Raw genomic sequence first — 23,521 nt, forward strand, 5'->3', positions numbered from 1 at the left:
TCATGGTTCGGAAAAGCGGGAAAGAGTGGTAGCATCCATCGGGTTATTCGATGGATGGAGGAAGGCGATGCGCGGTTTCGATCTGGACCAGTTGCGCACGTTCGCGGCGGTCGCGGACGCCGGCAGCCTGACGGCCGCCGCGCCGCTGCTGCACCTGTCGCAATCGACGGTCAGCGAGCAGGTGCGCAAGCTCGAATCGCGCGCCGGCGTGCCGTTGTTCGTGCGCAGCAAGCGCGGTGTCGAGCCGACGCCGGCCGGCTCGCGGCTGTTGCAGCACGCGCGGCGCATCGTCGCGCTGAACGAGGCCGCGTTCGACGAACTGCGTGGGCAGGCGATCAAGGGCGAGTTGCGCGTCGCGATCACCGACTACTACCGCACGAACGAAGTGGCGGGCATGCTGGCGCGGCTGCGCGAGTGCTATCCGCAGTTGAGCCTGCACGTGAGCGCGATGAAGAGCGCGGATATCGAAGCGGCGCATGCGCGCGGGCAGATCGATCTGGGCGTCGTGATGAACATGTCGAGCGGGCCGTTCCGGCCGGTGTCGGCCGATACGCGCTGGGTGCTGCGGCGCGAACCGCTGTCGTGGGTCGCGTCGCCCGCGCTCGCCGAGCAGTTGCCCGAACCGCTGCCGCTCGTGTTGCTGCCGGACGACTGCATGATGCATCAGGTCGCGGTGCGCTCGCTCGACGAGCAGCACACACCGTACGTGCTCGTGCACAGCGCGTCGGGCGTCGCGGGGCTGCAGTCGATGCTCGCGGCGGGGCTCGGGGTCGGCTGCCTGTGCGCGTCGGCGATCGGCGACGGCCTGATGCGGCTCGGCACGAAATACCGGCTGCCGCCGCTGCCCGACGCGGTGTTTTCGCTGACGCCGCCGCTGCCGGGCGAGCGCGAGACCGTCACCCAGGCGCGCGAGGTGCTGTCGCGTCAATTGCTGATGTAAAACCGTGCCGCGCGCATCGCGGACATCTGTTCGCCGGCAAAATCCACGAATGGCGCGGCCCCGCGATTCACGCACGCCGCTTTCTACTCGGCGAGCTCACCGTCCGCATACGTACGCAGCCCGTTGGCCAGTGCATCGAACACGGCCCGGCAGCGCGGGCTCGTCCGCAGATCCTCGTGCATCACGACCCAGGTTTCCAGCCGCATCGCGGGCCCGTCGGGCAGCACGCGCACGAGCCGCGCGTCGCGTTTCGCGAGCGCCGTCTGGCAGAAGCCGATCCCGTAGCCGGCGCGGATCAGCGCAAGCTGCGCGAGGTTGCTGTCGGTGCGCAGCGCGAACGCGTCGCGCTGCCACTGCGGCATGCCTCGCCCCGCCGAGCGGATGAACGGCGTGACCGTATCGAAGCCGATCAGCGCGTGATGGGCGAGCGCGTCGATCGTCGCCGGCGCGCCGTGGTGCGCCAGGTAATCGTCGCGCGCATACAGTCCGACCTCGATTTCGCCGACACGCCGCGCGACGAGCGCGTCCTGCGCGGGCCGCGCCATCCGGACCGCGATGTCGGCCTCGCGCTTGAGCACGTCCTGGATGCGGTCGGTCGGCACCAGTTCGATCACGAGCCCCGGATGGTCGCGCCGCAATTGCGCGAGCATCGGCGGCAGCACCTCGACGGCGATCACGTCGCTGGCCGAGATCCGCACGATGCCGCGCACGCCGGCGCCGTGGCTGGCCGCCGCGCGCTCGAACGCGGCCGCCGCGCTGCGCAGCGCCTCCGCATGGCCGCGCAGCGCGAGCGCCGCCTCGGTCGGCAGCAGGCCCGACGGCGACCGCGTGAACAGCGTCTGGCCGAACGCGGCTTCGAGCGCCGCGACATGGCGGCCGGCCGTCGGCTGCGTGATGCCGAGCGCGCGGGCCGCGCCGGACAGCGAGCCTTCCGTCAGCACCGCGAGGAAAGTGCGGTAGCGTTCCCAGTTCAGATCGGTGGTCATGCATAAATGTATAGCTGATCGACTGGGTTCGGCAATTCCTTGATAGCAATCGGCGCCTCAGAATGCGTGTCGTGATGGTTTCATTCAAGGAGAGCGGCAATGACGGCAAACGCAGGCGGGATGCAACGGCAGGCGCTCGTGCTCGGCGCGAGCGGCGGGATCGGCGGGGAAGTCGCGCGGCAGTTGCGCGATGCGGGCTGGCAGGTGCGTGCGCTCAAGCGCGGGCTCGATGCAGAGGGCGTGGAGCGCGACGGCATCGCCTGGGTGCGCGGAGACGCGCTGGATTGCGATGCGGTGGTGCGCGCCGCCCGCGGCTGCAGCGTGATCGTGCATGCGGTGAACCCGCCCGGATACCGGAACTGGGCCACGCAGGTGCTGCCGATGATCGACAACACGATCGCGGCGGCGCGGGCCGCGCAGGCGACCGTCGTGCTGCCGGGCACGGTCTACAACTTCGGCGCCGATGCATTTCCGGTGCTGCGGGAAGATGCGCCGCAGCATCCGGCGACCCGCAAGGGCGCGATCCGCGTCGAACTGGAGCGGCGGCTGCAGGACGCCAGCGCGCACGGCGTGCGGACGATCGTCGTGCGCGCCGGCGATTTCTTCGGGCCGCAACTCGGCAACAGCTGGTTCTCGCAGGGGCTGGTCAAGCCGGGGCGGCCCGTCGCGGCCATCAGCGTGCCGAGCCGCGGCGTTGGCCATCAATGGGCGTATGTGCCGGACGTGGCCCGCACGATGGTCGAGCTGATCGAGCGGCGCGAGACGCTGGAGCCGTTCGCGCGTTTCCATCTGGACGGGCATTGGGATGAGGACGGCATGCAGATGGCGCGGGCCGTGCAACGCGTCGCGCAGCGGCACGGCATGCGGCCGGCGCTGCGCGATTTTCCGTGGTGGCTCGTGTGGGTTGCCGCGCCGTTCGTGACGACGCTGCGCGAATTGCTCGAGATGCGCTACCTGTGGCGCGAACCGATCCGGATGGACAACGCGCGCGTGACCGCGGTGCTCGGCCGCGAGCCGGTGACGCCGCTCGATACGGCGGTGGAGGCGACGCTGGCGGGGCTCGGTTGTCTCGGGTGAGCAACGGCAGGCAGTAAAGGCTGCGCCCCCGCACGGAAACGCGCCATGCCGAACCGAAGAAGCCGCGGGGCCACAATTCTCCACATACCCGCGCGCGTCCGATGCGCATCATGTCGGGCAATGCCGATAACGCGAAAACGGGGGCGCGATGGGGTACTTCGGGTGGAAAATGTCGGTTGCGGGAGCAATCATGTTCACATTGAGTGGATGTACGAACCTGGCCGGCGTGCTGTATTGCGGCAACTCGCAGTTCAACTTTCCGGACTACCACTGCTTTGAGTCGTACAGGTAGGAACAGGCGCGACGCCTGAATGCCGTCGTGCCCGTGCCCCGTGCGGTTTTCCGCTTGCCGTCACGGCTTGCCGTTACGCGACGACCGGCAACACCTCGACTGCATAGCGATGCGTGAGACTGCGCCCGAGCACCGGATCGTGCAGTTCCATTTCGAACGCATCGCCGTCGCCCATTGCCGCGATCGCGCCATGGACGGCGACCGTCCCGCCATACATCGCGCAGCGCGCGGGCATTGTGCGGCGACCGTCGAACCGCTGCCACAGCACGTCGGGCGCGAGCAGGCCGCTGATCGCGCCGTGCTGGTACGCCGTCCGCTCGCCGTCGCGCGCGATCAGCCACGAGCGCATCTCGAGCGCATCCCAGTGATCGGCGACGTCCGCATGACGCCACGCGTCGCGGTCGAGCGGCTTCGCGCACACCTGCTTCGACACGGCCACGCCGTACGCCTCCACTTCGCGATCCGTGTGATCGGAGCCGACCGTGACGAGCGTGCCGGCCGGACTGTCGACCAGCACGCATTCGATCTCGCCGCCCGAGCGCGCGCCGAGCACGCCGATCGACGGTGCCTGCGTAAGCAGCGCGGCCGACACGCGATAGAAGCACGGCGTGGTCGACGGCGGCGCGACGCCGAGCGCCGCGAGTTCGTCGATATGCGCGTGGATCGCGGCCGGGTCGCGTCCGGCCCAGCCGGCGATCACGACGCGCTCGATGTCGACGTCGACGGCGGCCGGCGCGTGTTGCAGGGAAATCACGTTGAACGACAGGGTTGGCATGCGGCTATCCGTTTGAAGTGCGAAGGAATGATTCGGCCGGCGGCGATGCTCAGCCCTCGAGCGGCCGGTGCGCGGTCTCGCGCGCGGCGACGAGCGCGATCGACGTGACGACGAGCGCGGCGGTGACGTACAGCGACACGGCCGTCGTCGTGCCCGTCTGCCGGAACAGCGCGGCGATCACGAGCGGCGCGAAGCCGCCGCCGACGATGCCGGCGAGCGTGTACGCAAGCGACGAGCCCGCATAGCGCACGCGCGTCGGGAATTGCTCGGTCACGAACGCGCCCTGCGGGCCATACATCACCGCATGGATCACGAGGCCGATCGCGACGGCCGCGACGATCGCCGCGGGGCGCGCCGAATCGAGCAGCGCGAAGAACACGAACGCCCATACGATGCCGGCCATTGCGCCGGCGAGATACACGGGCCGACGGCCGAAACGGTCCGACAGCGCGCCGAAGAACGGCACCGCGAGCGCGTTGCAGGCCGTGCCGATCATCACGGCCGTCAGCGCGACGGGGCGCGACAGGTGCAGCACGGTCGTCACGTAGGTCAGCGTGAATACGACGATCAGCGCGTACAGCACGTCCGAGCCGATTCGCGAGCCGCCCGCGATCAGCAGGCGCTTCCAGTGGTACTTCAGCACGTCCGCGACGGGCACTTCGGCGGTCGCGTGCGATTCGGCGAGTTGCTCGAACTGCGGCGTTTCGTCGACGCCGCGCCGTACCCAGAAGCCGAACGCGACGAGCAGCGCGCTGGCCGCGAACGGCACGCGCCAGCCCCACGACAGGAAGTTGTCCGAGGTGGTCGACAGCGTGACGAGCGCAATGCAGCCGGTGCCGAGCAGCGTGCCGAACGACGGGCCGATCTGCGTCCACGACGCGGACAGCCCGCGCCGCTTCTGGTCGCCATGCTCGACCGACAGCAGCACCGCGCCGGCCCATTCGCCGCCGAGTGCGACGCCTTGCACGAAACGCAGCGCGACGAGCAGGATCGGGCTCAGGATGCCGGCCTGCGCGTAGGTCGGCAGCGCGCCCATCAACGCGGTCGTCACGCCCATCAGCACGAGCGTGAGCATCAGCACCGCGCGGCGGCCGATGCGGTCGCCGAGGTTGCCGAACACGAAGCCGCCGAGCGGGCGTGACACATAGCCGACCGCGTAGGTCGAGAACGCGAGGATCGTGCCGGCCAGCGGATCGACCGACGGGAAGAACAGATGGTTGAAAACGAGCGCGGCGAGCGTGTTGTAGATCGTGAAGTCGTACCACTCGAGCGACGTGCCGATCATGCTCGCGGTCGCGAGTCGGCTGTTGCGGACACGGCGGGGCGCGTGGGCGGCGGGCTGGGCGAGCGTGTTCATGGTATTGGGCAGATCGTGACGGGTGACGGGATGAAGCGTGGGGCCGGTGTTGGCGTCGGCGTCGGGCGTTTCAGGCAGACAGCGCGGCAGCGGCGGCCGGTTCCGTTTCGGCGTCGCGGCGCCGGGCAGGCAGCGGCGAAGCGGCGCGCCACAGCAGGCCGAAGGTGCGCACGTCGTCGTGTCCGGCGAGCGAGGCGGCCACGCGGCGCGTGGCCGCTGCGTCGCTGCCTTCGATCAGCACCAGTGCATCGGCGGCCGGGCAGGCGGCCGCGGCGGCGCCGATCGGCGCGGACAGGTCCGGCGACGTGCGGAAGAGTCGCGCGGCGTGGATGCCCGGTTCTTGCAGGGCCGTGTCGAAGCGCTCGCGCAGGCGGGGCACATCGATGCGGTCGGGCGGCAGCACGAACAGCGCGAGATGCGCGCCTTCGCCGTCGCCGGCCTCGATCGTCAGCTCGCCGACACGCCGCTGTGTACCCGTCATGCGCGCGAAGTTCGCGAGCGACCATGCGGTCTGCTGCGTGAACGCCCGCCGGTACGCGTCGCCGCGGAACACGTCGAGCGAATCCGTCACGTACAGCGCGAGGTATCGGCGCGGGCCGCCGTCGGTCGCGCGAAACCGCCGCGCATGCGTGAAGCCGGGAATCGCGACACGCTCCTGCATGTGCTCGCGGTCGTACCACGCGTTGAAATCGGCCTCGTGCGCGGGGTCGATATCCGTCCAGACGCAAAGCTGGCCGTGCGGAAGGGAAAAGCGGGTCATCGCGGGGTTCCTCGTGACGGGGATGTCAGGAACCTCAGTGTCCCGAAGACCGGCCGCGCCAGTCCAACAAGAAAACAAATTCGCGGTGAACAGGTTTTCTTATGAGCGGCGCGGGCGGCGTTTGGCGGTGGGCGCGGCAGGCGACGCGGCTTTCGTCGTGCGCTTCGCTTTCGCCGGGCGGCGCGTCGTTGTCGCGGTCGCGTTGCGCGTGGGCATTGAGTCGGCGGCCGTTGCGTCGACGCGATCGGCGGCCCCCGTCGCACGCGCCACTTCGTTCGCGAGTTCCGCGATGCGCGCGGCCACCGGCAACCCCTGGCTGCGGTACGTCGCGACGAGCGGCAGCGCCGGGAATTCGGGCTCGACGTCGAGCAGTTCGAGCGTGCCTTCGTGCAGCTCGCGCCCGATGATCGCAGGCGGCAGCGCGGCCACGCCGAAGCCGTCGGCGACGAGGCGGATCATCGCGGCGACCGACGTGATGCAGTTGATGCTGGCCGGCCGTTCGACGGCAGCGAACAGCCGCTCGATCGTCGCGTGCGGCCCCGAATGGCGCGAGAAGCTGATGATCGGAAACCCGGCCAGGCGCGCGACGTCCAGCGGCTGGCCGCCGAGCCCGAGGCGCGGGCTCGCGGCCCAGCGCACCGGGAATTCGCACAGCGGCAGGTTCGTGAAGTCCGGCCCCGGCACCGGATCGGTCTGCAGGATCAGGTCGACGCCGTCGGTGCTGAGCAGGCGCGTCAGATGCAGCGTCGTGTCGCTGGTGATCTCGACGTCGAGGCGCGGGTAGCGCTCGCGCAGTTGCGCCATCAGCGCGGGAAACCAGCTGTGCACGATCGATTCGATCACGCCGATCCGGATCAGGCCCGCATCGCTCGCCGCGTCGATGTCGCGCCGCATTTCTCCGTCGAGCCGCACGATCCGCTCCGCGTAGGCCAGCATGCGCCGGCCCGCGGGCGTGAGCGTGGCCGAGCGCGTGTTGCGGTCGAACAGGCGCACGTCGAACGCTTCCTCGAGCGATGCGATGCGGCTCGACACGGCGGCCTGCGTGGTGTGCAATTTCTCGGCCGTGAGCCGGAAGTTTTCCAGCTTCGCGAGCCAGACGAAGGTTTCAAGAAACCGGATGTTCATCGCGTTCCGAACGGTGAGGCGGTGCCGCGCCCGGGCGGCGGATCGGGACGATGTTAACGGATTCGGAAGCGCGCCGGCACGCGCGACGCCTTCCGGTGGCGTCAAAGCCGGTCGAACGCGAGCGTCGGCACGTCGACGACCATCGCGCCGCCGTCCGCGACGAGCGTCGCGCCGGTCACGAACGACGCGTCGGGCGACGCCAGGAACGCGCAGATGGCCGCGATCTCGTCGGGATCGGCCGCGCGCCGCAGCGGCACGTCGGCGCTCACGCGGGTGTACGCGGCGTCGAGCGAATCGCCGTGCGCGGCCATCAGCGGTGCCATTTCCGCATCGGCCATCGGCGTGCGGACCCAGCCCGGGCAGACGGCGTTTGCCCGCACGCCGTGCGGGCCGTAGTCGCGTGCGAGCGATCGCGCCAGCCCGAGCAGCGCGTGCTTGCCGACCGTGTAGCCGCATACGCCGGGCCCGGCCGCGAGCGCGGCGATCGACGCGACCAGCACGATATTGCCGCGCTGCGCGATCAGGTCGGGCAGGCACGCACGCGCACTGACGAATGCGGTGTCGAGGTTCGCGTGCATCGCGTCGCGCCATTGCGCGTCGCCGGTTTCGTCCGCGCGGCCGACGCCGTGGCCGCCCGCGCAGGCGACGAGCCCGTCGACGCGGCCGAAGCGTTCGGCGATGCGCGGCAGGAAGCCGGCCCAGTCGGCGGGGCTGGCGGCGTCGCCGGCAAGCGCGAGGCCGCCCGTTTCGGCCGCGAGTGCAGCGAGCGGCGCCGGGCGGCGCCCGATCAGCACGACGCGGTCGCCGCGACGGGCGAAGCGGCGCGCGCACGCAGCGCCGATGCCGGTGCCTGCGCCGGTGATCGCGATCGTGCGGGGTGGCGGGTGCGTCATGTCGTTCTCCGGAAAGGGGGGTGTTCCGGCCACTTTAGGCGGCGCCGGCGCGCGCCGGTATCCGCCGAAAGGATGAACGCGGGCCGTCCGGATGGCCAAGCGCGGCGGCCGGGGCCCATTTTGCAAAGGCTGACGATGTTCGGCGCCGAATCGCTCTATCCTCCACATTTTTGCGATAAGCCACGAAAGCCCGGCAAAATAGCGTGGGCGGGCGCGCAGCGGCGCGCGGCGCGTCGGCCGTCCGATTCCGTCGTACGAATGGTGCGACCCGCAAGGGCGCGGCCGGCAAAATGCGGCAGGCGGGATCGGCGCGAGCGGGCATCCGATGCGCAGGTATCGCGTCCGCCGACGGATCGTGTCGCCACGGCGTATCGCCCGGTCGCGCGTTGGCGCGGGCGGACCATCGACAAGAACAGGGAGGGGCCGGCAATGAGGCTGGACGACGAAAGAGAAAGCATGAACGTCGAGGATCGCCGTGGCGCCGGCGGTTTCGGCGGCGGGCGCGGCGCGACGATCGGCATCGGCACGATCGTGGTCGCGCTGGCCGCATCGTATTTCTTCGGGATCGACCCGCGCGTCGTGCTCGAAGGCGCGTCGGCGCTGCAGGGCCGCCAGCAGCAGGCGCAACCCGCGCCGACTCAGCACCAGGGCGCGCCGGCGAACGATCCGGGCGCGGTGTTCACGCGCAAGGTGCTCGGCAATATCGAACGCACGTGGACGGGCGTGTTCAACACGCAATTGCACGCGCAGTACGAACCGCCGAAGCTCGTGATGTTCACGAACTCGACGCCGACTGCGTGCGGCACCGGCCAGACCGCGATGGGGCCGTTCTACTGCCCGGGCGACCGCAACGTGTACATCGATCTCGGCTTCTACGACGAGCTGCGCAAGCGTTTCGGCGCGGGCGGCGATTTCGCGCAGGCCTACGTGATCGCGCACGAAGTCGGCCATCACGTGCAGAACCTGCTCGGCATCGCCGACAAGGTCGATGCCGCGCGCCGGCGGTCGAGCCAGACGCGCGCGAATGCGCTGTCGGTGCGGATGGAGCTGCAGGCCGACTGCTTCGCCGGCGTGTGGGCGAACAACGCGCAGCGCGCGAACCAGCGGCTGATGGAGCCCGGCGATTTCGAGCAGGGGCTGAAGGCCGCTGCCGCGATCGGCGACGACCGTCTGCAGCAGCAAGGGCAGGGCTACGTCGTGCCCGAAAGCTTCACGCACGGCACCAGCGAACAGCGCGTGTACTGGCTGCGGCGGGGGATGGAATCGGGCGAGGTGAGCGCCTGCGACACGTTCGCCGCGAACGCCCGCTGAAACGAGGCGCGCGCACCGCCGCGCGCCGATATCGTCTCGGCTGAACCGGCCACCGGCCACGGGTCGCCCGGGGACGATTTGCCGATTTGTGCTCACCGGCGCTTTTCGGCGCCGGTAGGCTGGCCCGGACTTCGACATTCTGTTGTCGTCCATCCGCCAGCCGATTCCCGATGCCGACCTCATTCGTTTCCGCCGACCACGACGCCGCCGACTGGCGACGCACGCTGCGCGCGTGCGTGGACGCGTTCGACGCATTCGCGAGCCCGTCGGCGATCGTGTTCTACCGGCTCGACCACAGCGGCGAGCCGGCCGATTTCGAGCTGTTCGGGATGCCGGAATCGATGCATCGCACCTATGTCGCCCGCTACCGGATGCTCGATCCGCTGCATCCGTCGCGCTGCGCGGCGGGCGAATGCGCGGTCGTCACGCTCGCATCCCAACTGCCTGACGAAAGACGCGCCGCGTCCGCGTACTGGACCCGGTTTCTGCGGCGGCACGACGTGGCCGACGTCGTCGAGATCTGGCTGCGCGACGCGGGCCGCACGGTCGGCGCGTTCTCGCTGCTGCGCTTCGGCATGGGCGATGCGAACGGCAACGGCACGGCAGGACGGTTCGCACCCGGCGAGATCGACGCGCTCGCGCGGCTGCAACCCGTCGCCGAAGCGGCGCTGAGCCCGCTGCTGCGTGCACGGCGCGGAATCCACCGGATCGGTTGCGAGGAACGGCTGACCTACCGCGAGGAGCAGATCGCACGGCTCGTGCGCGACGGCCGCTCGAACAAGGAGATCGCGCGCGATCTCGCGCTCGCGCAACCGACGATCAAGACCCACCTGATGCGCATGTACCGCAAGCTCGGCGTGTCGAATCGCACGGAGCTGGTCGGCGCATTGTTCCTGTAATCGCGCTGCCGGCCGGCCCGCGAGATCGTGCAATTCGATGCGCGATCGTCTTGCCGATGACGCGCTGCCAATTTGCGCTCACCCGCCGTGATTCCTCGTCGATACAGTGGTCCGACGCCCGCGTGCCTCACCGGCACGCGGTCCAGCCACGACAATCAACGAGACGCCCATGAGCAACACGAACTTCGTCGCCGTCAGCGACACCGTGCGCACCTTCGTCGCGCGCGATTTCGGCCACTTCATCGACGGCGCCATGCAGCCCGCGCATGCGGCGGCACGGCTCGACGTGTACAACCCGGCCACGGGCGAGCGGCTGGCCACGGTCGCGGACGCCGACGCAAATGACGTCGACCGTGCCGTCACCAGCGCGAAACACGCGTTCGACGCGCGCATCTGGAGCGGGCTGCGGCCGGCCGACCGCGAACGCATCCTGCTGAAACTCGCGGACCTGATCGAAGCCGACGCCGAAACGCTCGCGCAGCTCGAAACGCTGAACCAGGGCAAGTCGATTCACGTGTCGCGCGCGATCGAGGTCGGCGCGAGCGTCGAATATGTGCGCTACATGGCCGGCTGGGCGACCAAGATCACCGGCCAGACGCTCGACGTGTCGATTCCGTTCCCGCCCGGCGCGCGCTATACGGCCTATACGCGCAAGGAGCCGGTCGGCGTGGTCGCCGCGATCGTGCCGTGGAATTTCCCGCTGATGATCGCGGTGTGGAAACTGATTCCCGCGCTCGCGGCCGGCTGCACGATCGTGCTGAAGCCGTCGCCGGAAACGCCGCTCACCGCGCTGCGCTTGGCCGAGCTCGCACGCGAAGCCGGCGTGCCGCCCGGCGTGTTCAACGTCGTCACGGGTGGGCGCGTTTGCGGCGCGGCGCTCGCGAGCCACCCGTCGATCGCGAAGATCTCGTTCACCGGCTCGACCGCGACCGGCAAGCTGGTCGGCGCGGCGGCCGTGCAGAACATGACGCGCTTCTCGCTGGAGCTCGGCGGCAAGAACCCGATCGTGATGCTCGACGACGTCGACGTCGCGCAGGCGCTCGATGGCGTCGCCGCCGGCGCGTTCTTCAACCAGGGGCAGGTGTGCGCGGCCGCGTCGCGCATCTATGTGCATCGCAGCAAGTTCGCGCAGCTCGCCGATGGCCTCGCCGGTGTCGCGCAGTCGATGAAGCTCGGCGCGGGGCTCGACACCACCGCGCAGATCAACCCGCTCGTGTCCGCGCACCATCGCGACAAGGTGGTCGAGCACATCGAAGGCGCGCGCCGCGCGGGCCTCACGTTCCTCGCGGGCGGCACGCCGGCCGACGATCTGCCCGGCTATTACGTGAAGCCGGCCGTGATAGCCGATCCGCATCCGGACAGCGCGATCGTGCGCGACGAGGTATTCGGCCCGGTGATCGTCGTCGTGCCATTCGACGACGCGGCCGACGCGGTGCGGCTCGCGAACGCGTCGCCGTACGGCCTTGCCGCGAGCATCTGGAGCAACGACCTGAAACGCGTGATGAACCTCATTCCGCGGATCGAGGCTGGCACCGTGTGGGTGAACTGCCATATCCCGCTCGATCCGTCGATGCCGTTCGGCGGCTACAAGCAATCGGGCATCGGCCGCGAATTCGGGCAGTACGCGATCGAAGGCTTCACCGAAACCAAATCCGTGTGCATCGCGCACTGACGCGCGGGCCGATCCGACCACCGCAAGAACCGCAAAAACCGCAACAACCGATCCGAAAGTGGAGACTGCAATGAGCTACAACGAAGCGAAGTTCTGGCACCCGATGCTGCACCCGAACGACATGAAACAGCGCAAGCCGATCCGCATCGTGCGCGGCGACGGCTGCTACGTGTTTGACGAAACCGGCAAGCAGCTCGTTGACGGCGTCGCGGGCCTGTGGAACGTAAACGTCGGCCACAACCGCCAGGAAGTGAAGGACGCGATCGTGCGCCAGCTCGACGAGCTCGAATACTTCCAGCTGTTCGACGGCATCTCGCATCCGCGCGCCGAGGAGCTGTCGAAGAAGGTGATCGACATGCTCGAACCGGAAGGGATGCGCCGCGTGCTGTACAGCTCGGGCGGCTCCGATTCGATCGAGACCGCGCTGAAGATCGCGCGCCAGTACTGGAAGGTGCGCGGCCAGGCCGATCGCACGAAGTTCATCTCGCTGAAGCAGGGTTATCACGGCACGCATTTCGGTGGCGCGTCGGTGAACGGCAACACGGTGTTCCGCCGCAACTACGAGCCGAATTTGCCCGGCTGCTTCCACGTCGAGACGCCGTGGCTGTACCGCAATCCGTTTACGCAGGACCCGGAGGAACTCGGCCGGATCTGCGCGGAAATGCTGGCGCGCGAGATCGAGTTTCAGAGCCCGGACACCGTCGCCGCGTTCATCGCGGAGCCGATCCAGGGCGCGGGCGGCGTGATCGTGCCGCCGGCCAACTACTGGCCGCTCGTGCGCGAGGTGTGCGACCGCTACGGCGTGCTGCTGATCGCCGACGAAGTCGTGACGGGCTTCGGCCGCAGCGGCAGTATGTTCGGCAGCCGCGGATGGGGCGTGCGCCCGGACATCATGTGTCTCGCGAAGGGGATTTCGTCGGGCTACGTGCCGCTCGGCGCGACGGTCGTGAACGCGCGGATCGAGGACGCGTTCACCGCGAACGCCGATTTCGGCGGGGCGATCATGCACGGCTACACGTACGCCGGCCACCCAGTCGCATGCGCGGCCGCGATCGCGAGCCTCGACATCGTCGTGAAGGAGGATCTGCCGGCGAATGCGGCGAAGCAGGGCGCGTATCTGCTCGAAGCGCTGCGGCCGTTCGCGGAACGCTTCGCGGCGGTCGGCGAGGTGCGCGGCAAGGGGCTGATGCTCGCGCTCGACCTCGTCGCGAACAAGGACACGCGCGAGCCGATCGATCCGCTGTCCGGCTACGCGAACGCGGTCGCGGAAGTCGCGCGCGAGAACGGCGTGCTGGTGCGCCCGGTCGGCACGAAGATCATCCTGTCGCCGCCGCTCGTGATCCAGCGCGAACAGCTCGACCGGATCGTCGACGCGCTCGCGGCCGGCTTCGAGGCCGTGCCGTTCGCATGACGGCGTGACCGGCCAACCCGCGGCGGCGGGTAAACGCCATCGCGGGTTTGCCGATTTGCGCTATGACCGGATTATTTTGCCTGCGTATTTTTTCGACATCGGATCACGCCGTGATCGACAGGGGCCCCGGGCATCGACGCGCTGACGCACCGCCCGGGGCCGACCGCAAAGCATCTGGCCCCGGCCGCTGACGAAGCGCCGGTTCGGGCCAACCCACGAAGGAGACAACGATGTCGGGATGGTCGGGAATGACCGGCGCCGCGGGCGATACGTCCGCCGGCTCGCCGGCTGAAGCAGGCGGCGGCGCCGCATTGAAGGCCGGTGCGGTCGGTTTCCCGACCGCGCTGGCGAGCGCGGTCGGCCTCATCATGGCGAGCCCGGTGATTCTTACCGCGACGTCGGGCTTCGGGATGGGCGGCTGGGCGTTCGCGGTCGCGATGATCGTCGCGTTCGTGATGATGCAGGCGCAGGCGACGACCTTCTCCGAAGCCGCCGCGATGCTGCCGACGGCCGGCTCGGTTTACGATTACCTGTCGTGCGGGCTCGGCCGCTTCTGGGCGATCACCGGCACGATTTCCGCGTATTTCCTCGTGCACGTGTTCGCCGGCACCGCCGAGACGATCCTGAGCGGCATCATGGCGCTCGTGAACTTCGAATCGCTGAACGCCGCGTTCGAGAAGCACAATAGTTCGTGGCTCGTCGGCGTCGGCCTCGTGGTCACGTTCGCGATCACCAACATTATCGGCATCAAGGTGTTCAGCAAGCTGGAGATCGTGCTGACGGCCGGCATGTGGCTGTCGCTGATGATCTTCGGGATTCTCGGGCTCGCGGCCGCGCCGGCCGTTCATCTGGACGGCTGGTTCGGCGGCTCGGAAGTCGGTACGTCGATCCCGTCCGTGCTGTCGCTGGTCGGGATGGCAATGTTCATGTTCGTCGGCTGCGAGTTCGTCACGCCGCTCGCGCCGGAAATGAAGGCGCCGGGGCGCACGATTCCGCGCGCGATGGCGCTCGGCCTCGTCGGCGTCGCGATCTGCATGTTCCTGTACGGCGCGGCGATCCGCCGCCAGGTCGCGAACGTGCCGGTGAGCCCCGACGGCCTCACGCATCTGCTCGACACGCCGGGCGCGATTCCCGCGTTCGCGCTGCAGGTGCTCGGGCCGTTCGGGCGGATCTGGTTCGGCATCGCGTTCCTGTGCGCGGGCGCCGCGACGATCAACACGCTGATGGCCGGGCTGCCGCGCATCCTGTACGGGATGGCGATCGACGGCGCGCTGCCGCGCTGCTTCGCGTACCTGCATCCGCGCTTCAAGACGCCGGTGGTCGGCATCGTCGCGTCGGCGATCGTGCCGATCGTTCATGCGTGGCTGATCAACGGCAACCTCGACAGCATCCTCCACCTCGTGCTCGCCGCCACCTGCGCGTGGGGCACCGCGTACCTGCTCGTCACCGCGTCGGTCGTGATGCTGCGCATCCGCCGGCCTGACTTGCCGCGCCCGTACCGCTCGCCGCTGTTCCCGCTGCCGCAGATCGTGTCGAGCGTCGGCATCGTGCTCGCGATCTGGTACATCACGCCGCCCGGCATGAACCCGCGCGACATCTATGTGCCGTTCGGCGCGATGCTCGGGCTCACCGCGCTGTATGCGCTGTTCTGGACGCTCGTCGTGCAGCGGCGGCATCCGTTCAGGCCGGTGCCGGTCGAGGACGTGCTGCGCAACGAGCACGTCGCGTCGTGAAGGCCGCGCTTGGCCCGTGGCGTGCGGCGCCCGATGCGCCGCCGCCCGGCCATCGGCCCGGCGCGATCGCCGCGCGCGTGCTCGCCGACCTGCGGGCCGTGCGCGATGCAGACGGGGTCGGTGGTGGCGTCTCGGCACGGTTGCCGAACGGCGTGCGCGTGGGCATCGACGAGCGCGTCGAGCGCCAGTTCCTGATGCATACGGTCAGCGTGACGGTGACGGCCGCCGTCGACGGCCCGGCCGCGCAGGGCAGCGCATGCGTGCGGCAGACCGGCTGGCTGCGCCGTACGGGTATCGAGCCCGTGCCCGCGCCCGGATGCGACCCCGTCTTCATCGACACGCTGGCCGCGCTGCTTGCCGAGCCGTCGCTGGCCGACGCGCTGCGTGGGCTGCACCTGACCGACTGCGCGATCGCCGCGCGCGACGGCCGCTGGACGCTCGCGATCGTGCCGTTCGGCGGCAGCGAGGTCGTGAACCGGATGCCGTCGTTTCGCCGCTATGTCAGGCTGATCGACGAGCAGGCCGCCGCGCTGTCGGCGGCCTGTCTTGCGTTCGAAGCCGCACTGCGCGGGATTTTGCGAGGGTAAGCTGTGGCGATGCGTGCCGCGTGAACCCGGCGGCCGCATCGAGGAATCAGGGTTTTACCGGAGGTGCCGATGCTGTTCCAGTCACGCTCACACGAAGACGTGCACGATCACGGGCTCGCGATCGCGGGCTGGCATCAGGTGTACCGTCAGATGACGCCGGGCCGTTTCAAGGGCACCGTCACGCAGGTGCTGTACGACGATTTCCACTTCTTCCGGGAAACGACCAACCGGCGCGTCGCGCAAACCGGGCTCGCGCCGGCCGGGCGCACGTCGCTCGCGGTGCCGTTGTCCGTGCCGCTCGCGGGCACGTTCCAGGGCCAGCCGGTCGACGGCTATGCGCTGCTCGCGCTGCGCGCCGGCGAGGATTTCGAGTTCCACACGCCGGAAGGGATGGGGCTCGTCGGGATCAGCGCGGCGTCCGACATGGTCGACGAGCTGTGCGAGGCCGAATTCGGCGCGGCCGGCGCGCGCCGGCTGCGGCACGTGACGCGGCTGTCCGACGCGCAGGGCGTCGCGCTCGGCGTGCGGCTGTCGTCGCTGATCGACGACGCGCAGCGCAATCCGGGCTGCCTCGAATACGCGGCCACCCGCAAGATGTTTCGCGACGCGATGCTCGGCATGTTCCTCGACGCGCTCGAACAGGGGATCGGCGTCGAGCGCCGCGACATCACGCACGCCACCTACAGCGACATCGTGAGCCGCTGCGAGAAGCATCTGCGCGACCGGCCCGAGGAACCCGTCACCGTGCTCGAACTCTGCCGCGCGCTGCGTTGCAGCCGTCGTACGCTGCAAACGAGCTTCCAGCGCGTGGCCGACGTCACGCCGGTCGGCTACCTGCGCACGATCCGGCTGAATGCGGTGCGTCGCCTGCTACGCACGACGTCGGTGCGGCAACTCGGCGTCGGCGAAGCCGCCGCGAGCTGGGGCTTCACGCATCTCGGCTATTTCGCGCGCGAGTATCGCGACCTGTTCGGCGAGCTGCCGTCGCAAACCTTGCGCCCCGAATGACGCCTTCCCGCCGCGGCCGCGCCGCCGAGTATCGTCATGTGTCGCCCGTCCTCATCACCATTTGCTGATTTGGGATAGAGGTCCGGAATTTTCGCTGGATACAGTCCTGCCACCCATATCGACAACACCATCGATTCGCACTGCGTATCGATGATCACGGAGGGGCGGGACATGAAGAACGGACGACGACTGGCCGCAGCCGCGGCCATGCTGGGTTGCCTGCACGCGCACGCGCAGACTTCGGGGAGCGTGACGCTGTACGGCACCGTGGACACCGGCATCATCTACTCGACGAACCAGCAGTTCACGCGCGCCGACGGCAGCACGGGCGGCGGCCATGCATGGCAGATGGGCGGCGGCAACCTCGTGCCGTCCCGCTTCGGCTTCCAGGGCGCCGAGCCGCTCGGCGGCGGCCTGAGTGCGGTGTTCACGCTCGAGCAGCAGTTCCTGTCCGCGAGCGGGCAGGCGCTGCAGGGCGGCACCGCGTTCAGCCGGCAGGCGTGGGTCGGGCTGCGCCAGGATTCGATCGGCACGCTCGGCCTCGGCCGGCAATACGACTCGTACACCGACATGCTCGGCGCGTACGTGTCGAGCAACAACTGGGCGACGCCGTACGGCTCGCATCTCGGCGACGTCGACAACCTGAATGCCGCGTTCAACTTCAACAACGCGGTGAAGTTCACCAGCGCCGATTTCAACGGCCTCACGTTCGGCGGCACGTTCAGCTTCGGTGGGCAGGCCGGCGATTTTTCCGCGAAGCGTGGCTATGCGGTAGCCGCGACGTACACGCGCTCGCCGGTGGCCTTCTCGGTCGGCTACCTCGACCTGCATCAGCCGCTCGACGCGGCGCTCGGCGGCGCGAGCGGCTATATCGGCGATTTCGCGTGCAGCAACCCGGGCGCGATGTACTGCCTGCTGCAGGATGCGGGCTCGATGCGTGCGTTCGGCGCGGGTGGGTCGGTCACGTTCGGCGCGGCGACGCTCGCGCTGACCTATACGCATACGCGGCTCGGCGACAGTCGCTATTTCTCGACCGCCGCGCAGCCGCGCACGCAGGCGTTCACGTTCGACGTCGGCGAGCTGAACGTCACGTACATGTTCACGCCGGCGCTGCAAGGCGGCGTCGCGTACATCTTCAACGCCGCGCATACGGACGGGCGAGGCACGACGCGGTTCCACCAGGTAAACGTCGGCACGAACTACAGCCTGTCGAAGCGCACCGCGCTGTATGCGGTCGCGATCGGCCAGATCGTGAGCGGCACGGGGCTCGGCACCGATGCGGATGGCAACGCGGCGAACTATGCGCAGATTCCGGTGCTCGCGAACAGCAATTCGAGCCGGCAACTGGCGGTGATGGCCGGGATTCGTGTGAACTTTTGACGCTGAATGCGGCTGGCGGCGGCACGTCGGTCGCGTGCCGCCGTGCTGCCTCCACGCGTATGGTCCTGCGCCGGTCGAGTGATGGAAAGCGATGCTTGAAAAAAGCTGTCCGTATGCTTAACTGAACGGGCCCGGCTGGACGGAATGCGGGCGTCAGGTTGCCCGGCTTTGCGGGTTGCCACAATACCTTCACGGTCTGCGTGAACAATGGCGACGCTTCAAGCGACCCGACGTGTCGCCGGCGTTGCACACGTGTGCAACGCATGACCGTTCCGCTCCATACGCCGATCGAGAGAGACCTCATGACCTTGCTGAGCCGCCTGCGCGCGCTGTCCGCCGCCCTTGCGCTGTCCTTCGCCGCCACGCACGCCGTGGCCGCCGATCTCGTCATCGCAGGCCGCGACGACATCTACGGCAAGGGGCTGGCCGATGCCGTCGCCGGTTTCACCAAGCTGCATCCGGGCACCGACGTCGAGCTGCTCAAGCTGCCGAACGCGAACCTGTACCAGAAGCTCAAGCTGTCGATGCGCGAAGGCACCGGCGCGTACGACCTCGTGATGATGGACGACACGTGGGCGCCCGAATTCATCGGCAACGGCTGGCTGAAGCCGCTGCCCGCGTCGCTCGCGGACGCCGATCTCGTGCCGTCCGCCGTCGCGCTCGGCCGCAACGCGGCGGGCGCGCTGTACGCGCTGCCGATCGTCGGCAACGTCGAGATGTTCGCGTACCGCAAGGATCTGCTCGCGAAGTACAAGCTGCAACCGCCGCGCAACTGGGACGACGTGCTGAAGATCGCGCAGACCGTCGGCGGCGCGGACAAGAGCGTGTCGGGCGTCGTGTTCCGCGGCACGAAGGGCAACCCGGTCGTCACGGGCTTTCTGCCGATCCTGTGGGCGTACGGCGGCGACGTGTTCGACCGGGCCGGCAACGTGACGATCGATTCCCGCGAAGCGCAGGCCGCGCTGAAGACTTTCCTCGCGCTGAAGGCGTTCGCGCCGAAGGACGTCGACGTGTACGGCGCGGCCGAAGTGCGCGACGCATTGCAGCGCGGCACGGCCGCGCAGTCGATCGAGGTATGGCCGGCATGGGTGCCGGCCCTCGACGATCCGAAGCAGTCGCGCGTGGTCGGGCAGATCGCGCTGCTGCCGCCGCCGGGGCAGACCGCGGGCCCGGCGCCGATGCTCGGCATCTGGCAGATGGGCATTCCGAAGGACGCGCCGCACGCGAAGCTCGCGCAGGACTTCCTCGCCTACCTGACCGCGCGCGATACGCAGACGCGCCTCGCCGGCATCGGCATTCCGCCGACCCGCCGCAGCGTGTTCAACGATCCGGCGCTGGTGCGCCAGTACCGCTGGTATCCCGATCAACTGAAGGCGCTCGAGGCCGGCCGTGCGCGGCCGCGCGTGACGGACTGGCAGCAGGTGGAGAGCATTCTCGGCGACCAGTTGCAGCTCGCGCTGACGGGGCAGGCCGCGCCCGACGCCGCGCTGCGCCAGGCGCAGCAGAAGATCGCTCAGGCGACGGCTGCGGCCGCGGCCGGCAAGTGACCGCGCGCGTCAACGTCAATCCGTCGGCCGGAGGTCGCGCATGAAAGCGTTCGGCCGCGGCCTGCCGTTCGTCGCGCTGCTCGGGCCCGCGCTGCTGGTGCTCGCCGCGCTCGCGCTGTATCCGGTCGCGCAGGTGCTGATCGACTCGTTCTGCCGGGTCGATTACTCGGCCGGCCGCCGCGCGTTCGTGGGGCTCGCGAACTATCGCGCGGTGCTCGGCGACGACGCATTTACGGCCGGCTTCGGCAACACGCTGCGCTTCACGATCGCCGCGTCGCTGGCCGAAGTGGCGCTCGGCTTCGGCCTCGCGCTGCTGTTCGTGCGCGCGTTTCCGGGCCGGCGCATCGCGCTGCCGCTCGCGATCCTGCCGATGATGCTGTCCACGCTCGTGTGCTCGGCGATCTGGCGCAACTGGCTGAACTTCGACGGCTTCCTGAACGCGCTGCTCGCCGTGTTCGGCGTCGAAGGCGTGCGCTGGCTGTCCGACCCGCATCTCGCGCTGTGGTCGCTCGCGCTCGTCGACGTGTGGCAGTGGACGCCGATGGCGTTCCTGATCGTGCTGGCCGGGCTGCAGTCGATCCCGCAGGAGCTGTACGAAGCCGCGCGCACCGACGGCGCGAGCGAATGGCAGTGCCTGCGCGACATCACGCTGCCGCTCGCGGCGCGGCAGATCGGCCTCGCGCTGCTGCTGCGCTCGATCGACACGTTCAAGCTGTTCGACAAGGTCTATGCGCTGACGGGCGGCGGCCCCGGCAACGCGACGCAGACGCTGTCGACCTACATCTACGACACGGGCTTCCGCTTCTTCAACGTCGGGCCGGCGAGCGCCGCGTCGGTGCTGATGCTTGCGGCGTCCGCGCTGCTGGTCTCGGGGTACGTATGGCAGACGGTTCGCAAGCGGCGCGCATGACGACGCGATCGACGGGTATCCCGCGCGCACGAGCGAGTGCCGCATTCGGTCACGCGATGCCGTGGGCGCTGCGCGCCGTCGCGCTCGCGCTGTTGCTGCTGCCGTGCCTGTGGATGGCCGGCGCGGCCTTCATGCCGACGCTCGAACGTCTCGATCATCCGTTGCGGATCTGGCCGGCCGCGCCGACCTTCGCGCATTTTGCGTCGGTGTGGGCGAACGGCATCGGCGCGCCGCTGTTCAATTCGCTGCTGGTCGGCTTCGGCACGACGCTACTCGCGCTGGCGCTCGCGTTTCCGGCTGCATACGCGCTCGTGCGGCTGCGGTTTCCGGCGCGGCTCGACCTGCTGTTCCTGGTGCTCGTGCTGGCGTTGAAGCTGATGCCGCCGATCACGATCGCGGTGCCGCTGTTCGCGCTCGCGAAGCGGCTGCACCTGCTCGATTCGACGCTCGGCCTGATGCTCGCGTACCAGATCTACGCGTTGCCGATGGCAATCTGGATGCTGCTCGCGTTCGTGCGCGACGTCCCGATCGAATACGAGGAAGCGGCGTGCATCGACGGCGCGGGGCTCGCGCGGCGGCTCGTGCAGATCGTGCTGCCGCTGTGCGCGCCGGGGCTGATCGCGACGGCGATCTTCGTGTTCATCGCGGCGTGGAACGAATTCCTGATCGCGCTGCTGTTCGTGTCGACGCCAAGCCGCTTCACGCTGCCGCTCGCGATTGCCGGCTATGTGACGGAGAACGGCATCGACTGGGGCGACCTGATGAGCGCGGGGCTGATGGCCTCGCTGCCGACGCTGGCCGTGGCCGGCTACGTGCAGCGCTACCTGTTGCGCGGGTTCGCGGGTGGGCTGAAGTGACGCGCGGCGTGGCCGCGCCCGGTCTCACGTCGTCATGCGCAGCTGTCGCGCACCACCGGCGTGACCGGCACGACCCGCGTGCGCGACGGGCCGTCGAACGCCTGCATCCGGTCGGCGAGCAGGCCGATCGCCGCATGCGCGAGGCCGCGCGTGTCCTGCCGCAGCGTTGTCAGCCGATACGCATCGTATTCGGCGGCGGGGATATCGTCGAAGCCGATCACGCACAGGTCGTCCGGCACGCGCAAGCCGAATTCGCGGCGCGCGACGTCGAGCACGCCGAGCGCGAGCAGGTCGGACGAGCAGAACACGCCGTCGGGCCGCTCGGCGGTCGCGAACAGGTGCCGCGCGGCGTCGATCCCGCTGGCATGGGTGTCGGACGGCGTGTCGAGCATGCGTACGAGCGTCGCGTCGAACGCGTCGCGTGGCCCGAGCGCCTGCTCGAACGCCGCGGCGCGCGAGCGCGCGCTGTAGCTCGTGCCACGCGGCCCGACGAACGCGAGCCGGCGCGCGCCGGCCCGCACGAGCCGCTGCGCGGCGTGGGCGGCGCCCGCCGCGTTGTCGCTGACGACCACATCGGCGCCCGGCAAGTTCGCCTCGCGGTTGATCATCACGACCGGAATCCGGTGTTCGAGATATTGCCGCGCGACCGACAGCGGCGGCGACGCGGACGTCATCACGAGGCCCGCGATGCGGTAGCTGAGCAGTTGTTCGAGCGATTGCCGGACCTGGCGCGGATCTTCCGCATTGGTCACGAGCGGCGTGAGCGCGCGCTGCCCGAGCGCGGCCATCAGGTCCGACAGCAGCCGCGCGCGGAACGGGTTCTCGAACCCGGCCGTCACGACGCCAATCATGCTGCTGCGCTGCGTGATCATGTCGCGCGCGATCAGGTTGACCTGGTAGCCCAGCGCGCGCGCGGCGACCATCACGCGCTCGCGCGTTTGCGGCGCAATGCTTGCCGTCGGCGAGAACGCGCGCGACACTGCCGAGCGCGAGACGCCGGCCCGCGCCGCGACATCCGACGCCGTGACCCACGGTTTTCTTTCCTTGTCATTCATCGATTCATGATTCCTTCGCGCCACGATACGGGCATGCCGCCTGCCGACTGGATGTCCGCGCTCGACGACGCGCGGCCGCTGCATACGCTGACCCTACCGGGCAGCCATGACACCTGTGCGTATACGGTCGACGATTCGCTGGTGCGCACGCAGCGTGCGCCGCTCGATGCGCAGCTCGCGCATGGCGTGCGGCTGCTCGACATCCGCTGCCGGCACGTGCGCGATGCGTTCGACATCCATCACGGCGGCATCGCGCTCGGCATGACGTTCGACGACGTGCTGGCCACCTGTACGCGCTTTCTCGATGCGCATCCGCGCGAATGCATCGTGATGTCGGTGAAGGACGAGTGGCCGGCGCAGGCGTGCACGCGCGGTTTCGATGCGACGTTCGACGCGCATCGCGCGCGGCATCCGCGATTGCGCTGGCATGCCGGCGGCACGCTGCCTGCGCTCGGCGACGTGCGCGGCGCGGTCGTGCTGTTGCGGCGCTTTCGCAGCGGCCGGCCGCTCGGCATCGACCTGACCGCGTGGCCTGACAACGCGACGTTTACGATCGATCATCCGGACGGCGGGTTCGTGATCCAGGACGAATATCGCGTGCCGGTGGCAGCATCGATCGCGTGGAAGTGGCGTGCGATCGATGCGCTGCTGACGCATCTGCCGCTGCCGGACAGCGGCCGCTGGGCGATCAGTTTCTGCAGCGGTACGGGGATGGGCGCGAATCCGTCGGTGGTCGCACACGGCGATGGCCGCGTGCAGGGCATTCATGCGCGACTGGCCGAGCGCTTGCGCGAGCAGCCCGGCCCGTACGGCGCGATGCTGCTCGATTTCTGCGATGACGACGACTGGGCGCTCGTGCGTGCGCTGATCGAATGCAATGACTACATGCCGGAACGGGGCGCCTGGCGCAAGGCGTTTCGCTGTTAGTGGGTGGAGCGTCGCCGCG

The 23,521-nt window shown here is 69.2% G+C and carries 21 protein-coding genes; 14 read left to right on the plus strand and 7 right to left on the minus strand.

What is annotated here, in order from left to right:
* Positions 1 to 67 precede the first annotated feature (67 nt).
* Positions 68 to 940, plus strand: coding sequence for a LysR family transcriptional regulator (locus tag LGM42_RS00280; RefSeq protein ID WP_060310681.1), 873 nt, complete (start codon positions 68 to 70; stop codon positions 938 to 940).
* 83 nt (positions 941 to 1,023) lie between these two features.
* Here LGM42_RS00280 and LGM42_RS00285 read toward each other — a convergent pair whose 3' ends face one another.
* Positions 1,024 to 1,926 (minus strand): LysR family transcriptional regulator, encoded by a 903-nt coding sequence (locus tag LGM42_RS00285; RefSeq protein ID WP_059584793.1) that lies wholly within the window; start codon positions 1,924 to 1,926, stop codon positions 1,024 to 1,026.
* 99 nt (positions 1,927 to 2,025) lie between these two features.
* On the opposite strand from LGM42_RS00285, the gene LGM42_RS00290 reads away from it, so the two are divergent.
* Complete coding sequence (locus LGM42_RS00290; RefSeq protein WP_226231248.1) at positions 2,026 to 3,003, plus strand: NAD-dependent epimerase/dehydratase family protein; 978 nt, start codon at positions 2,026 to 2,028, stop codon at positions 3,001 to 3,003.
* A 365-nt stretch (positions 3,004 to 3,368) separates the two neighbouring features.
* On the opposite strand, the gene LGM42_RS00295 is transcribed toward LGM42_RS00290, so the two are convergent.
* The 5 genes from LGM42_RS00295 to LGM42_RS00315 form a co-directional block, all read right to left on the minus strand.
* Positions 3,369 to 4,070, minus strand: coding sequence for a DUF2848 domain-containing protein (locus LGM42_RS00295; protein ID WP_226231249.1), 702 nt, complete (start codon positions 4,068 to 4,070; stop codon positions 3,369 to 3,371).
* 49 nt (positions 4,071 to 4,119) lie between these two features.
* Entirely contained in the window at positions 4,120 to 5,439 is a 1,320-nt protein-coding gene (locus LGM42_RS00300; protein WP_060310684.1) for an MFS transporter, read from the minus strand.
* A 58-nt stretch (positions 5,440 to 5,497) separates the two neighbouring features.
* The gene (locus LGM42_RS00305; protein ID WP_099317643.1) at positions 5,498 to 6,187 is read right to left on the minus strand and encodes a DUF4286 family protein; all 690 of its coding nucleotides are present in this window, start codon (positions 6,185 to 6,187) and stop codon (positions 5,498 to 5,500) included.
* Positions 6,188 to 6,286: 99 nt separating this feature from the next.
* The gene (locus LGM42_RS00310; RefSeq protein ID WP_226231250.1) at positions 6,287 to 7,312 is read right to left on the minus strand and encodes a LysR family transcriptional regulator; all 1,026 of its coding nucleotides are present in this window, start codon (positions 7,310 to 7,312) and stop codon (positions 6,287 to 6,289) included.
* 101 nt (positions 7,313 to 7,413) lie between these two features.
* Positions 7,414 to 8,205, minus strand: coding sequence for an SDR family NAD(P)-dependent oxidoreductase (locus tag LGM42_RS00315; protein ID WP_226231251.1), 792 nt, complete (start codon positions 8,203 to 8,205; stop codon positions 7,414 to 7,416).
* Between the two features lie 429 nt (positions 8,206 to 8,634).
* On the opposite strand from LGM42_RS00315, the gene LGM42_RS00320 reads away from it, so the two are divergent.
* The 11 genes from LGM42_RS00320 to LGM42_RS00370 all read left to right on the plus strand — a co-directional run bounded on the left by LGM42_RS00320 (position 8,635) and on the right by LGM42_RS00370 (position 21,520).
* Positions 8,635 to 9,516 (plus strand): neutral zinc metallopeptidase, encoded by an 882-nt coding sequence (locus tag LGM42_RS00320; RefSeq protein WP_060310688.1) that lies wholly within the window; start codon positions 8,635 to 8,637, stop codon positions 9,514 to 9,516.
* A 170-nt stretch (positions 9,517 to 9,686) separates the two neighbouring features.
* Entirely contained in the window at positions 9,687 to 10,415 is a 729-nt protein-coding gene (locus LGM42_RS00325) for a helix-turn-helix transcriptional regulator (protein WP_060310689.1), read from the plus strand.
* 169 nt (positions 10,416 to 10,584) lie between these two features.
* Complete coding sequence (locus LGM42_RS00330; RefSeq protein WP_226231252.1) at positions 10,585 to 12,087, plus strand: aldehyde dehydrogenase family protein; 1,503 nt, start codon at positions 10,585 to 10,587, stop codon at positions 12,085 to 12,087.
* 70 nt (positions 12,088 to 12,157) lie between these two features.
* Entirely contained in the window at positions 12,158 to 13,498 is a 1,341-nt protein-coding gene (locus tag LGM42_RS00335) for an aspartate aminotransferase family protein (RefSeq protein WP_226231253.1), read from the plus strand.
* Between the two features lie 230 nt (positions 13,499 to 13,728).
* Positions 13,729 to 15,231 (plus strand): APC family permease, encoded by a 1,503-nt coding sequence (locus tag LGM42_RS00340; RefSeq protein WP_089465649.1) that lies wholly within the window; start codon positions 13,729 to 13,731, stop codon positions 15,229 to 15,231.
* Positions 15,228 to 15,818 carry a DUF3156 family protein gene (locus LGM42_RS00345; protein WP_226231254.1) on the plus strand — a complete coding sequence of 197 codons (591 nt, stop codon included), beginning with the start codon at positions 15,228 to 15,230 and terminating at the stop codon, positions 15,816 to 15,818. Before LGM42_RS00340 ends, LGM42_RS00345 begins: the two co-directional genes overlap by 4 nt.
* A 69-nt stretch (positions 15,819 to 15,887) precedes the next feature.
* Positions 15,888 to 16,826: a helix-turn-helix domain-containing protein gene (locus tag LGM42_RS00350; protein WP_059584816.1), complete on the plus strand. Its 939-nt coding sequence runs from the start codon at positions 15,888 to 15,890 to the stop codon at positions 16,824 to 16,826.
* A gap of 171 nt (positions 16,827 to 16,997) precedes the next feature.
* Positions 16,998 to 18,206: a porin gene (locus tag LGM42_RS00355; protein WP_226231255.1), complete on the plus strand. Its 1,209-nt coding sequence runs from the start codon at positions 16,998 to 17,000 to the stop codon at positions 18,204 to 18,206.
* A gap of 302 nt (positions 18,207 to 18,508) precedes the next feature.
* The gene (locus LGM42_RS00360; RefSeq protein WP_226231256.1) at positions 18,509 to 19,753 is read left to right on the plus strand and encodes an ABC transporter substrate-binding protein; all 1,245 of its coding nucleotides are present in this window, start codon (positions 18,509 to 18,511) and stop codon (positions 19,751 to 19,753) included.
* Between the two features lie 40 nt (positions 19,754 to 19,793).
* Positions 19,794 to 20,663, plus strand: coding sequence for a carbohydrate ABC transporter permease (locus tag LGM42_RS00365; protein WP_226231257.1), 870 nt, complete (start codon positions 19,794 to 19,796; stop codon positions 20,661 to 20,663).
* Complete coding sequence (locus LGM42_RS00370) at positions 20,660 to 21,520, plus strand: carbohydrate ABC transporter permease (RefSeq protein ID WP_060310697.1); 861 nt, start codon at positions 20,660 to 20,662, stop codon at positions 21,518 to 21,520. The genes LGM42_RS00365 and LGM42_RS00370 overlap by 4 nt, the downstream gene beginning before the upstream one ends.
* 32 nt (positions 21,521 to 21,552) lie before the next feature.
* Here LGM42_RS00370 and LGM42_RS00375 read toward each other — a convergent pair whose 3' ends face one another.
* Positions 21,553 to 22,575 carry a LacI family DNA-binding transcriptional regulator gene (locus LGM42_RS00375; protein ID WP_226231258.1) on the minus strand — a complete coding sequence of 341 codons (1,023 nt, stop codon included), beginning with the start codon at positions 22,573 to 22,575 and terminating at the stop codon, positions 21,553 to 21,555.
* Positions 22,576 to 22,581: 6 nt separating this feature from the next.
* On the opposite strand from LGM42_RS00375, the gene LGM42_RS00380 reads away from it, so the two are divergent.
* Complete coding sequence (locus LGM42_RS00380; RefSeq protein ID WP_155644486.1) at positions 22,582 to 23,502, plus strand: phosphatidylinositol-specific phospholipase C; 921 nt, start codon at positions 22,582 to 22,584, stop codon at positions 23,500 to 23,502.
* Positions 23,503 to 23,521: the final 19 nt, after the last annotated feature.

The organism is Burkholderia sp. AU39826 (assembly GCF_020419965.1).
Taxonomy (GTDB): domain Bacteria; phylum Pseudomonadota; class Gammaproteobacteria; order Burkholderiales; family Burkholderiaceae; genus Burkholderia; species Burkholderia semiarida.